This is a genomic window from Streptomyces sp. NPDC026377 (assembly GCF_055567715.1).
This window is the reverse complement of sequence record NZ_JBVHPV010000007.1, coordinates 265,026-277,969: the sequence shown is the minus strand read 5'-3', so window position 1 is coordinate 277,969 and position 12,944 is coordinate 265,026. Positions and strand designations below refer to the sequence as shown.

Below are 12,944 nucleotides of genomic sequence, written 5' to 3'. Positions count from 1 at the left end.
CGCCTTCGCCCCCCGTCCGCGCCCCGCCGAGGATCTACGTGTGGGCCGCCGCCCAGGCCGCCAGTTCGGCGCGGGCCGCGCTCAGCAGCTCCGCGGACGGGTCGGTGGCGCCGTCGGTGACCAGCGCGAAGTGGACAGCGCCGGGACCGGGCGCGGTGAGCAGCAGCCGACGGCTGCCGGTGCCGCCCGGCTCGGGCGCCACGGCGACGGGGATCCCCCGTGTGTAGAGGGGCGGACCGTGGACCGCGCCGAGGTCGGAGACGACCGTGGTGGCGGCGAACGAGGCCGGCAGATGGAGCTCGGTGGGCGCCGCCACGCCGTTGGAGCGCCACAGCAGCACACCGTAGCGGCCGGCGCCGACGAGCCGGGCCACCTGCGGCAGCGCGGCCGGGACGGGGTTCCAGGTCTGGGTGGCGGAGCCGTCTCGGGAGCGGTCCTCGTAGGTGAGGGCGAGCACGCGGCCGGACGTGGCCGAGGGGTAGAGCCGGTCGAGGAGGCGGGCGTCCTGGCGCAGCACGGGCGCGCCGGAGTCGTCGCGGCGCACGGCCGAGAGGTCTTCGTCGTTCCAGGCGTCACCGGCGGTCCGGACCTTGTCCGGGTTGCCGTTCATGAGCTCGTGGTGGCGTCCGCTGTAGAGGTCCCACTGCCACTGGGTGCCGGAGAGGACGGCTCCGGACGCCGACGGGTCCGACCACCACGCGGCCCCCGTGAGGCGGGAGTCCAGCCCCTGGTACATCGCCTTGAGAACACTGGGGGCCTTGTCGGCGACGGTCCCGGAGAGCGGATGGCCGAACTCGCCGACGACCGCGGCCGTGTTCGCGGCGGCGGCCCGGTCGCGCACGGCGCCGAGGTCGCGCGTGTACTGCCCGTCGCCCGCCTTGCCCCACATGAAGACGCCGGAGATCGCCTTCTGGTCGTAGAAGTGGGTGTTGAACACATAACGCGGCCCGAGGGTGCCCGCGTCGAGCAGCCCTCCCTCCTGCCGCTGGAAGTCGAGGTTGGCGTTCCAGAAGAGGTTGGGCTCCACATACGCGGGCTTGGCCTGCCAGCCCGCCGCGTCCATCCGGGCCCGGAAGCGGGTGTAGAAGGGCCAGAGCACGTCACGCTCCCAGGACCGGCTCGTCTGCCCACCGTCGTAACTGCCCGCGTGCGGTTCGTTGTACGGATCGAACCCGGCGACGGCCGCGAACTCCTCGGCGGTGAGGTGCTGGGCCAGATGGGTCAACGTGCTCTGGGCGGTGGTGAGGAAGGCGTCCTGGATGCCGCGCGCGTTGTGCCAGAAGTCGTGGGCGGCGCGCTTGACGGCTTCGTTCTGGGTGATGTTCTGCCCCCAGAACAGGCAGATCCCGCAGGACTCGCGCGGATAGCCGCCGCCCGCGACGGCCCACGCCGGGGCCCCGTCGCCGGTGTACCAGCTGCCCGCGTCGAAGAGGTGGCGGGAGAACAGGTCCTGGTGGAAGTCGGGCAGCACCCGGACCCCGGCGTCCAGGAAGGCCCGCATCTGCTCGGTGACCGCCGCCAGGTACCCCTGGTCCACCTGGCCGCGCACGGGCTCGGCGGACGCCCAGGAGAGCAGGAACCGGACGGTGTTGGCGCCCCCCAGGGCGCGGACGGCGGCCGCCGAGGCGCGGGCGTCGGCGACCGAGGCGAAGGGCAGCCCGCCGTGCTCGGCCAGCTTGGTCTCACCGGAGACGTTGTAGCCGCGCAGCACCACCTCGCGGCCGAGCCCGTCGACCAGGTGCCCGTCCGCCACGGTGAGCGCGGAGGCCGTGGCGCCGTCGAACCACTGGGCGTCGGGGAGCCCGTCGGCCGCGGTGGCCGGGCTCTGCGCCCCGAGGAGCGCGGCGAGCAGGACGAGGACCCCGAACGGACGCGCCCACGGCTTTGGCATGCCCATCACCATCGCGGCGGCCCGGAGCACAGTCAACACTCCGGGCCGCCGCGCCTCGGGGACGCCGGGGCCGTGACCGTCGGGGCGCGACCCGTCACGGCGGACCCGTTCGGCCCGCTACCGGCGGGTGAACACGGCGACCGTCCGGCCCGGGACACCGAACGTGCCCGACCCCTTCTCGTACGAGGCCGACCTGACCGTGGCGTCACCGCCCGCCGCCTGCACCGGGTGCAGCGCGTATCCGTGGCCCGCGAGGTCCGCCACCCGCTGGGTCTGCCGGTCCGGCGTCGCGTTGAACACGACGACCAGGTGGCCGAGCCGCATGGTGATCACACCCGGGGTCTCGTCCTTGCCGGAGAGCGGGAAGGAGAGCGCCGACTGCACCTGGGCCGCGGTACTCAGCCGGAAGGCCGGGTCGGTGGAGCGGATCTTCAGCAGGTCCCGGTAGGCCGCCGAGGCGCCGGTGATCTCCGCACAGCCCGGGGTGAGCGCGCCGGCGGTCAACAGGGGCTTGGCGTACGGCCATGCGGACTGGTTGTCGGCCGCGGGCGGCAGCCCCCGCCCGAAGCCGTTGCCGTCCCGGCAGTCCCAGTGGACGGCGTTGAACCAGTCACCGCTGTCGAAGGAGTTGCGGTCCAGCGACTTGGAGCGCAGCAGGTCCGTACCGGCCTGCGAGAGCGCCGGGCCCTGCGACAGTGTGGCGGTCGCCAGCGCGAGCACCTGCGTCCTGGCCCGTCCGCCCGGCGAAGTGGTGCGCGGCAGCTTGAAGGCGAGCGCGTCGTAGAGCGACTCGTTGTCGTGCGCGTCGGTGTACGCGAGCGCGTCGCCGGGGGCCCGCGCGTACCCGGCGGGAGCGCCGTTGTAGTCGACGTCGGCGCCCTTGACCGTACGGCCGGAGGTGTCGGTGAAGGTGTACGCGGCCAGGTTGCCGGAGAGGCCGACCTTGATCAGGTCCTGGTAGTGCAGCAGCCGGGCGCGCTGCTGGGCCGGGCTGCCGTTGGCGGCCGAGGAGTTGGGGTCGGTGTACAGGCCGGAGGCGAAACCTTGGACGCCCGGGTCCTCGTCGAAGGGCCCGCCGCCGCGCACCGCGTCGCGCGCCCGGTCCGAGAAGGTCGCGACGCCGGTGCCCGCCATGTTCTTCTGGGTCGCCTGGACGAACCGGGCGTCGTCGGCGATCTCACCGAAGTTCCAGCCCTCCCCGTACAGGACGATCTTCTTGCCGTCGACGCCGTCCCTGGCGGGCGTGAGCGCGTCGAGGGCCTTGCGGACCGCGAGGATGTTGGCCTTGGGGTGGTGGCCCATCAGATCGAAGCGGAAGCCGTCGACCTTGTACTGCCGGGCCCAGGTGACCACCGAGTCCACCACGAGCTTGCCCATCATGGCGTTCTCGGGCGCGGTGTTGGCGCAGCAGGTGGAGGTGGCCACCGTGCCGTCGTCGAGGAGGCGCTGGTAGTAGCCGGGCACGATCTTGTCGAGGACCGACTTGTCCTGCTGGCCGCTCGCCACGGTGTGGTTGTAGACCACGTCCATCACCGTGCGCAGCCCGGCGCCGTTGAGGCCCTGGACCATCTGCCGGAACTCGACCGTGCGCCGGGTCCCCTCCGGGTCGGTGGCGTAGGACCCCTCGGGCACGGTGTAGTGCAGCGGGTCGTACCCCCAGTTGTAGGCGTCCTTGGCGGCGGTCTTCGCCACGCACGCCTGCTGCTCGGCCGAGTCCGGCGCGTACACCTCCAGGTCGCACGCGGGCACGGCCCGGTCGGACTTCTTCTCGGGGATCGTGCCGATGTCGAAGGCGGGCAGGAGGTGGACGTAGGAGGTCCCGGAGCGGGCGAGCTCCCTGAGGTGCTTCATGCCGTCCGAGCCGGTGTCCGTGAACGCCAGGTACTGGCCGGGGTGGCGGGAGGTGGGGTCGGCGACCGAGAAGTCGCGGATGTGCAGCTCCTGGATCTGCGCGGCGCGCAGCGGTACGGCGGCGGGCTTGCGCAGGGCGGCCCAGCCCCTGGGCGCGAGCCCCGGGTCGGCGAGGTCGACGACGAGGCTGCGGGCCGAGTCGGTGGTCAGGGCGGTGGAGTACGGGTCGGTGACCAGGTTGGTGACGACTCTTTGGACGCTGGGTGCCCACACCGTCACGGCGTACCGGTACGGCTTGCCCGACCAGGCGCGGGGGCCCGTCACCGACCAGACGCCGGTGGCGTCGTCGCGGCGCATGGCGACCGTGCGGCCGTCGATTTCGAGGGCGACCCGCCGGGCGGTGGGTGCCCAGAGCGAGAGGGTGGGGCGTCCGCCGGAGAAGACCGGGCCGAGCGCGGCCTTGGTGGCGCGGGCGCCGTAGAGGTCGTCGAGGACGCCCTGGGTCTGGACGCCGGTGGCGGCGAGCAGGGCGCCGTTGGCGAGACGCTGGGTGGCGACGACCTGCCCGGTGAGGGCCTGGCCGATCCGGGCGCGGTCGCGCGGGTCGACGGTGAAGGCCGCGTACGTGCCCAGGTGCGGGAACCGGGCCTTCTGCGCGTCGGTGAGTCCGCCGGGCACGGGGATGAGCCGCAGCCAGTGGCCCTCGCCGGTGAGGGCGCCGTCCTTCACGGCGAGGCCGCCGTCCGGCGCGTACACCAGCTGGTGGCTCGCGGCCGTCCCGCCCGTCTTCCAGGCGACGGTGTCCCGGTCGATCCACTGCGCCCGCGACTTCGCCAGGTCCAGATCGGCGGCGGAACCGGACCCCATGGGCAGCAGGTACTTCTCGACCCCGCCCAGGAGCCACACCTCGTGCCCGTACGCGGTGAGGTCCAGCGAGCGGTCGGAGCCGAACTCCTTGGTGTCGCCCTTGTGGAGGATGTAGCTCAGGCCGGTGGCGCCTTCCTTCAGTGGCACCTCGAAGACCGCGCCGAAGGCGTCGGTGCGCACGGGCGGCAGCGGGTCCGACCAGTCGGTGGGCGTCGCGGCGCCCGTCCAGGTGTGGATGCCCCAGCCGCTGTAGTCGCCGTCGGCGCGCCGGTAGTGGATGACGGCCTTGGTGGTGTCCTGCGGCGGGTAGGCACCGGCGGGCGGCGAGGTGAGCAGCGCGTCCTTGCCCTGCTCGACCCAGACCTCGCCGGTACGGCCCACGTCGATGGTGCGGTCCGCGGTGACGTCCTTGGTGCCGTCCTTGTCGATGACGAGGAACCCGACGCTGGAGGCGCCCGGCTTCAGCTTGACGTACGCGAAGGCGCCGTAGGCGTCGCGGCCGGTGAAGGCGTGGCCCGCGGGCCAGGTGGTGGACTCGCCGTCGGCGAGGTCGCCCCAGGCGTAGAGGCGCCAGTCGGTGTAGTCACCGGCGGGGCGCTTGTAGTGGACCACGGCGTAGTCGCGCCGGGAGGCGGTGGGAGCGGGCTCCGGGGCGGGGGTCCCGGTCGTGGTCAGGGCGGTCGCGCTCGCGGTGCGCCCGGCCGCGTCGACGACGACGGCCTTGTAGCGCACGGGCGTTCCGGGCGCGAGGGTCGCGGGCAGGTGCTGCACGACCTTGTACGGGGCGTGGTCGGCCGAGCCGAGGACCTGCCACGTGTCCGTGCCGGTCTGGGCGGCGAACACCACCCTGTTCAGCTGCCCGCCTTCGACGTCGGCCGTGATCTCGACGTCTCCGGTGGCGCCCGCGGCCGGGGCCGTCAGGGTGAGCGAGGGCCGTGCGGCGGGGGCACCAGGCGGCGCGGCCGCCTTGTAGACGACGGCGGACAGGGCCGGCACCCGGACCGTGACGCGGTGGTCGGCGCCGCTGGTGAGCGTGCCGGTGGCGCCGTAGATACCGGTGAACGCGGTGTCGGCGGAGCCGCTCGCGAACGCGGCGCTCTGCTCCTCGGTGGCGTTGTTGACCGCCACGACGTACTCGGTGCCGGTTCCGGCGTCGGTGCGGGAGAAGGCGTAGACGCCCTTGCCCGGCGCCGCGTACCGCTCGGTCTGCACCCCGTCGGCGAGTGCCGGGTGCTGTCGGCGGAGCTTGGAGAGAGCGGCGATCGCCTTGTAGAGCGGGTGCTCCGGATCGAAAGCACTGCTCGCGTGGGTGCGGGTCGTACCGATCTGAGGGTCGTCGAGATAGTCGGCGACCTTCGACGGGAACATCGTCTGCCGGGCGTCCTTGTCGCCGCCCGGGCCCGTGAAGCCCTGCTCGTCGCCGTAGTACACGACGGGGTTGCCGCGGCTGAGGAACATCAGCTCATGGGCGAGCCGGTCGCGCCGCAGCAGTTCGGCGGCGTCGGCCTTCGGATTGTCCTGGAGCAGGAAGCTCCCGATCCGGCCCATGTCGTGGTTGCCGAGGAAGGTCACCTGCTCGTAGGCGTTGGCCTTGTCGGTGGTGTAGCGGTAGTCCTGGCCGAGGGCCGCTCCCAGGTCCGCCGCCGAGCCGCCCTGCGAGACATAGCCGCGCATCGCCTGCTGGTAGGGGAAGTCCAGGGTCGCGTCGAGCCGGCCCCTTCTGACGTACGGAGAGGTCACGGACGGGTCGGCCGAGTACACCTCGCCGTAGATGAAGAAGTCCGGGCGGCCGCGCCTGGCCGCGTAGGCGTCCAGGGCGGTCGCCCACTGGGTCCAGAAGTCCAGGTCGACGTGTTTGACCGTGTCGACGCGGAAACCGTCCACGCCGAAGTCCTTCACCCACTTCTCGTAGATCTTCTCCATGCCCCGCACGACCTCGGGCCGCTCGGTCCACAGGTCGTCGAGCCCCGAGAAGTCGCCGTACTCCGCGCTCTCCCCGGCGAAGGTCGAGTCGCCCCGGTTGTGGTAAAGCGTCGGATCGTTGAGCCAGGCCGGGACCTTGGCGTCCCTCTCGGCGGCGGGCACGGTCGGGGTGTAGGGGAAGGAGCCGGGGCCGACGGCCGGGAAGCCCTTGCCGCCGGCCGCGTAGGCGCTGTCGTCGAAGGGCACGCCGTCCTTCGTCAGATACGGGAACGCGCCCTTGGAGAGGTACGCGGAGCTCTGTTCCCGGTGACCGATGACGTCGGCGGTGTGGTTGGTGATGACGTCGAAGAAGACCTTCATGCCCTTGGCGTGGGCCTTGTCGATCAGCCGGGCCAGGTCGGCGTTGGTGCCGAAGTGCGGGTCGACCTGGGTGAAGTCCGTGATCCAGTAGCCGTGGTACCCGGCGCTCTGGTCGGCGCCCGTGCCCTGCACCGGCTTGTTCTTGAAGATCGGCGCCAGCCAGATCGCGGTGCTGCCCAGCCCCTTGATGTAGTCCAGCTTCCCCGTCAGGCCCTTGAGGTCGCCGCCCTGGTAGAAGCCCTTGTCGGCCGGGTCGTAACCGGTCACCGAGCGGCTGCCGGTCAGGCCGCCCCGGTTGTTGGCGCCGTCGCCGTCCGCGAACCGGTCCGGCAGCACGAAGTAGGGCTGCTCCCGGGTGAGTTCGTGCCGGGCGGGCTCGGCGGCGAGCCGGGCGTCGGACGGCGGGGCCGGGGGCGCGGTGGGCGCCGGATGCGCCGCGGGCGCGGCCGACGCCAGCAGCGCGAGGGCCACGGCTGCGGTGACGGCGGTTCGGCGTGGAGAGCCGATCACGGACCTACTCCTTCTTCGGGGGACTTCTTCTTCGGGGGCCTTCGGGCACGGGCGTGGGGCACGGGGGGAGCGTCGGACCGGCCGGGCGGTTCCGCCAGGGGGTGTTCAGGTCACCTGCCGCCGCAGGTGCGGGCGCCGGTGTGCAGGGCCAGGGCGGTGTCGGCGCCCAGGGTCGCGGTGAACCGCCCGGAGCCGTCGACCGTGACGGTCCTGCCGCTCTGCACATCGCAGTAGCCGCCCGCCGGGAGCGACGTCTGGAAGGTGCGGGTGAGCGGCGAGCCCTCGTGGTTGAGGACCGCGTACGCCCTGGCGCCGCGCCCGAAGGCGATGGCGTTGCCGCCGTTGTCCCACCAGTTGGTCACCGGCGCGGTGCCCGCCGTGGTGCGGAAGTTGACCATGGATCGGATCTCCGGCCACGCGTGCTGGCACTTCCATCCGTCGCTGTAACAGGCGTTCACCCGGCCGCCGTTGGGCGCTCCCGCGTCCTTGTCGCTGAACACATAGCCGGAGTGGACGTCCGGGGAGCCGTAGGGCCAGGCCAGCATGAAGACATGGGCCAGGGTGTAGCGGGCGCCGTCGTTGTAGGTGAGTGTCTGCCCGCCGCGCTCGGTGTCGTGGTTGTCGACGAAGACCGACGCCTTGCCCCCGGTCAGATAGCCCCAGCCCTCGCCGAAGTTCTTCAGGTACGCGAGCTTCTCGTTGGTGAAGACCCGCTTGAGGTCCCAGCCGTAGCGGAACTCCTGGACGTCCCCGGTGTCGAGGTACTCGGTGGGCTGTACGGCCTCGCCCGCGCCGTAGATCGTCTCCTGCTTCCAGTAGACGCCCGGATTGCTCAGCCGGGACTTGATGGCGGACAGGTCGTCCTCGGGGATGTGTTTGGCGGCGTCGATCCGGAAGCCGTCGACGCCGAGCGAGAGCAGGTCGTTCAGGTACCCCGCGACGGTGGCTCGGACGTGTTCCTCGCCGGTGTCGAGGTCGGCCAGGCCGACGAGTTCGCAGTGCTGGACGTTCCAGCGGTCCTGGTAGTTGCCGACCTGTGCCCGGCAGTCGTCCAGGTCGGCGGCGGAGTAGGTGCCGGGGTAGTCGTACTTGCCGTACGCCGAGCCCGCCGAGCCGGTGCCGGAGCCGCTGGTCATGTGGTTGACCACCGCGTCGGCGACGACCTTGACGCCCGCCGCGTGGCAGGTGTCCACCATGGAGCGGAAGGCGGCGCGGTCGCCGAGCCGGCTGCCGATCCGGTAGCTCACGGGCTGGTAGGCGGTCCACCAGGCGTCGCCCTGTATCCGTTCCTGGGGCGGGGACACCTGGACGTATCCATAGCCGTCGGGGCCGAGTTCGTCGGTGCAGGCGCGGGCCACCGACGCGAAGTTCCACTCGAACAGGACGGCGGTCACGTCCTTGGGCCCCGGCGCGGCGGCCCCCGCCTGCGGGGCGCCGACCACGACGCCGCTCGCCGCTCCGGCGACGAGTGCGAGGGCGGCGGCCAGGGTTCTGCGCGTACGGGTGCGGGGGGTGCTGGCGTCCATGGGGGGACCTCCGTGGCGGAAACGCGGGGGACGGAGCGGCCTCGCGGAACGGCGCGGCCCGCCGCTCCTAAGGGCTCTGAATGTTCTTGCTGAAACAACCGGAAAGCTATTGCGGTCGTGACCGTAGGCGGCCTGGACCAGCTGGTCAACCCTTTGGACACACCCTCGTCACGCCGGGGAAATCTCCGCGTTTTCTCTCCACTTTCCCTCCGCAAGGTCTTTCGCAAGGGATTGCAGAGGTGTTACGTTCAACCACGCTTCGGCCGGGCGATGGCGCGAACTCGTCCCCTGAACGCCCGAAGCCGCCGCACCGGGGGGGGTGCGGCGGCTTCGGAGGGCGATGCGTGCGGGAAGGGTCCGCTCAGAACCCGATCGCCTCGCGGACCAGGACGACGGTGCCGCGGTACGGGACGACCTCGCGCCCGTTGATCAGGATCTTGGCGAGCACGCTGCGCCGGCCCATCACCCGCTGAGCACGGACGTCCTCCTTCGGCAGCGCGTACGTCTCGATACGGCGCAGCGCGGTGTCCAGGTCCGCGACGACCTTCTGGGCTCCGACCACCCAGATCGCCCGGCCCGCGCCGAACGCGTACGCGGCGAGCTGGCTGCCGCTCGCGGACGCGGTGACGAGCCGGCCGTCCTCGGTCACGGCGTGCACGCTGCCGACGACGACATCCGGCGCGGAGCGGGTGACGCGCACCTCGTCGCGGCGGGCGCGCGGGTCCCAGTCCGCCTGCTCGGCGCGGACGCTCCGGTAGCGGCCGGAGGCGTCGATGTCCTCCTGGATCCCGGAGAGCCGCAGGGTCTCGCTGGTGGAGACGAAGATCGCCTCGTCGGTGGGCAGCAGGCCGGCCACGAGCGCGCGGGCGTCGGCGGCGGTGTCCACTACGTGCACCGTAAATCCGTTGCCCCGCAGGGCCTCGGCGGCCCGCTCCACGCTCTCGGCGCTCGCGGCGACGGCGAAGGACTCGTCGGCGGGCAGTACGGTGACGGCCCTCTCACTGGTGATGGTCTTCTCGCTCATGCCCGCAGAACCTAGGCGCCGGGACGCGAGCGCCGTTCGAGCGCCGCTGGATCGGACAACTGAGGCGCCCCGCCCATCGCATAGGCTCGGCCACGACATGAAGAGCAACCTCGCCCCGCTGGCGCCCAAGGCCGACAAGGACACCGTGCGCCGGCACAACCTCAGTCTGGTGCTGCGGGCGGTCCACGACGAGGGCGAGACCACCCGGGCGGCCGTGGCGGGGCGCGTCGGACTGACCAGGGCGTCCGTGTCCTCGCTGGTCGAACAGTTGCTGGAGGGCGGGTTCCTCACCGAGTCGGGCAAGACCTTCAGCGGGCAGGCGGGGCGCCCCGGCACCGTCCTCAAGCCGGCCAGGACCGGTGTCGCGGGAGTCGGCGTCGAGATCAACGTCGACTACACCTCCGTGTGCGTGGTGGATCTGGCCGGAACCGACCGGGTCCGGCTCACCGAGCACCTGGACAACCGGGGCGGGCCACCCGCCGAGGTGCTGGCCCGGGCGGCGCGGCTCACCTCGCGGGCGCTGGAGTCCGCCCGGCAGCAGGAGCTGCGGCCCGCCGGGGTGACGCTCGCGCTGCCGGGTCTGGTCGCGGCCGGCACCGTGCGCCAGGCACCGAACCTGGGGTGGAACGGCGTACCGGCCGACGACCTGTTCGCGCGCGCCCTCGCGCGGTGCCCCGGCGCCCCGGCCCTCGCGGTGCGTTCGGAGAACGAGGCCAACTTGGCGGCGCTGGCCGAGCTGTGGTTCGGCGGCCCGGGCGAGACCCGTACGTTCCTCTACCTCTCCGGCGAGATCGGCGTGGGCGGCGCCCTCGTCGTCGACGGTGAACTCCTGCGCGGCGCGCACGGCTTCGCCGGGGAGATCGGCCACGTCCCGGTGGACCCGTCCGGCCCCGAGTGCCGGTGCGGGGCCCGGGGCTGTCTGGAGCAGTACGCGGGCCAGTCGGCGCTGCTGCGCGGCGCGGGCATCGAGGAGGGCGCCGGGGCCGCGGGCGTGGCCGAGCTGGAGCGCCGGGCCCGGGCGGGCGAGGAGCGGGCACTGGCGGCGCTGGAGACGGCCGGCCGGATGCTGGGCCGGGTGCTGGCGGGCGCCGTGAACCTCCTGGACCCGCAGAGCGTGGTCCTGGGCGGCGTCTATCGCACGCTGTCCCCGTGGCTCGCTCCCCCGGCCGCGGCCGAGCTCGCCGCCCGGGTGGTCTCGGGCCTGTGGCCCCGCGACAGCGGCCGGCTGCGCCCCTCGTCCCTGGCGGGGGACGCGGCCCGGGGCGCGGCGGCGCTGGTGGTGGAGGCGGTGCTGGACGATCCGGCGGGGTGGGCGACGGGCTGAGGGGGGTGGCGGGGTGCCCCGCCCGGGACGGGGGCCACGTGCCGGGCCACCCTGCTCGGAGCCGGTCCGGGTGCCGGTCCGGGTGCCAGGCCGGGCGGCGGGCCGGGCCGGGTGCTGGACCAGGTGAAGGCCGGGCCGGGTGCTGGACCAGGTGAAGGCCGGGCCGGGTGCTGGACCAGGTGAAGGCCGGGTGCCGGACCGGGCCCCCCCGCGCCCGGGTCCGGGCCGGGCCGAGCTCCGGGTCGCCCCCGCCCGAACCCGGTCCGTCCACCGCAACCCGGGCCGTCCGCGCCCGAACCCGGCCCGTCCGCCCCGACCCGGGCCCTCCCTGCCGACCCCTCAGCGCACCCCCGTAAGGTGCTCCAACGCCAGCTGGTCCAGCTGCTCGAAGGCCATCCCCCGGGCCCCCGCCGCCTCCGCGTCGAAGTCCTCGAAGGCCGCGCGGTCCCCGAGCAGTCCGGCCAGGCCGTCCTCCGCCGTCGGCCGGGCGAGGTCGTCCAGGCGGGAGGCCCGCAGCGCCTCCTGTACCGCCGGGTCGGCACGGAAGGCCGCCGCACGCTCGCGCAGGATCAGATAGGTGCGCATGTTGCCGGCCGCCGAGGCCCACACCCCCTCGGCGTCCTCCGTGCGCGGCGGCTTGAAGTCGAAGTGGCGCGGCCCCTCGTAGCCCGCCGACTCCAACAGGTCGACCAGCCAGAACGCGTCGCGCAGATTGCCCGCCCCGAACCGCAGGTCCTGGTCGTACTTGATGCCGGACTGGCCGTTGAGGTCGATGTGGAAGAGCTTCCCGGCCCAGAGCGCCTGGGCGACGCCGTGGGTGAAGTTGAGCCCGGCCATCTGCTCGTGGCCCGTCTCCGGGTTGACCCCGACGAGCTCCGGGCGCTCCAGGCGTTCGATGAAGGCCAGCGCGTGCCCGACCGTGGGCAGCAGGATGTCCCCGCGCGGCTCGTTCGGCTTGGGCTCGACCGCGAACCGCAGGTCGTACCCCTGGCTCACGACGTACTCGCCCAGCAGGTCGAAGGCCTCCTTCAGCCGGTCGAGCGCCACCCGTACGTCCTTGGCGGCCCCCGACTCCGCGCCCTCGCGCCCACCCCACGCCACGTACACCCGGGCGCCGAGCTCCACGGCGAGGTCGATGTTGCGGATCGTCTTGCGCAGCGCGTACCGGCGGATGTCCCGGTCGTTGGCGGTGAAGGCGCCGTCCTTGAAGACGGGGTGGGTGAAGAGGTTGGTGGTGGCCATGGGGACCGCGAGGCCGGTGGCGTCCAGGGCCGCGCGGAAGCGCTTGACGTGGGCGTCGCGTTCGGCGCCGGACGCGCCGAACGGGATGAGGTCGTCGTCGTGGAAGGTCACCCCGTACGCCCCGAGCTCCGCGAGCCGGTGGACGGTCGCTACCGGGTCGAGGGCGGGCCGGGTCGCGTCGCCGAACGGGTCGCGTCCCTGCCAGCCGACGGTCCACAGACCGAAGGTGAACTTGTCCTCGGGGGTGGGTGTGAAGCGTTCCGTCATCGTCGTGTCCACCTCGGTGCGGGGCGCCCTGAGGGCCCGGCTGCTATTTGTTTACTGACCTGACGAATATGACATGATCGCTGCGACTTCCGGAACCCCGGGCCGTCGCCTAATTTGTTCCAGGCACGCGCAAATACATCCGGCGCGTCCGTACGCGCG

At 72.9% G+C, this 12,944-nt stretch carries 5 protein-coding genes and 1 pseudogene; 1 reads left to right on the top strand and 5 read right to left on the bottom strand.

Going from position 1 to position 12,944, the window contains the following annotated elements; translation table 11 throughout:
* Positions 1-34: 34 nt before the first annotated feature.
* The 4 genes and pseudogenes from ACZ4MU_RS17685 to ACZ4MU_RS17670 form a co-directional block, all read right to left on the bottom strand.
* Complete coding sequence (locus ACZ4MU_RS17685) at positions 35-1,891, bottom strand: cellulase family glycosylhydrolase (protein ID WP_467876990.1); 1,857 nt, start codon at positions 1,889-1,891, stop codon at positions 35-37.
* Between the two features lie 117 nt (positions 1,892-2,008).
* Positions 2,009-7,402, bottom strand: coding sequence for a pullulanase-type alpha-1,6-glucosidase (gene pulA / locus ACZ4MU_RS17680; RefSeq protein ID WP_467876988.1), 5,394 nt, complete (start codon positions 7,400-7,402; stop codon positions 2,009-2,011).
* A 116-nt stretch (positions 7,403-7,518) separates the two neighbouring features.
* Positions 7,519-8,928: pseudogene (locus ACZ4MU_RS17675) on the bottom strand (alpha-amylase); the annotation flags it as partial.
* A gap of 361 nt (positions 8,929-9,289) precedes the next feature.
* A complete protein-coding gene (locus tag ACZ4MU_RS17670; RefSeq protein ID WP_467876985.1) occupies positions 9,290-9,952 on the bottom strand; it encodes an LUD domain-containing protein in 663 nt (220 codons plus the stop codon).
* 97 nt (positions 9,953-10,049) lie between these two features.
* Here ACZ4MU_RS17670 and ACZ4MU_RS17665 point away from each other — a divergent pair, with 97 nt between their 5' ends.
* Complete coding sequence (locus tag ACZ4MU_RS17665) at positions 10,050-11,276, top strand: ROK family protein (protein ID WP_467876982.1); 1,227 nt, start codon at positions 10,050-10,052, stop codon at positions 11,274-11,276.
* A gap of 339 nt (positions 11,277-11,615) precedes the next feature.
* Here the strand turns inward: ACZ4MU_RS17665 and xylA are convergent, their stop codons facing one another.
* Entirely contained in the window at positions 11,616-12,785 is a 1,170-nt protein-coding gene (gene xylA, locus ACZ4MU_RS17660) for a xylose isomerase (protein ID WP_467876979.1), read from the bottom strand.
* Between the last annotated feature and the right edge of the window lie 159 nt (positions 12,786-12,944).

Coding starts and splice junctions, on each gene's coding strand:
- ACZ4MU_RS17685 (WP_467876990.1), bottom strand. CDS start 1,891: ATGCCAAAGCCGTGGGCGCGTCCGTTCGGGGTCCTCGTCCTGCTCGCC.
- ACZ4MU_RS17670 (WP_467876985.1), bottom strand. CDS start 9,952: ATGAGCGAGAAGACCATCACCAGTGAGAGGGCCGTCACCGTACTGCCC.
- ACZ4MU_RS17665 (WP_467876982.1), top strand. CDS start 10,050: ATGAAGAGCAACCTCGCCCCGCTGGCGCCCAAGGCCGACAAGGACACC.
- xylA (WP_467876979.1), bottom strand. CDS start 12,785: ATGACGGAACGCTTCACACCCACCCCCGAGGACAAGTTCACCTTCGGT.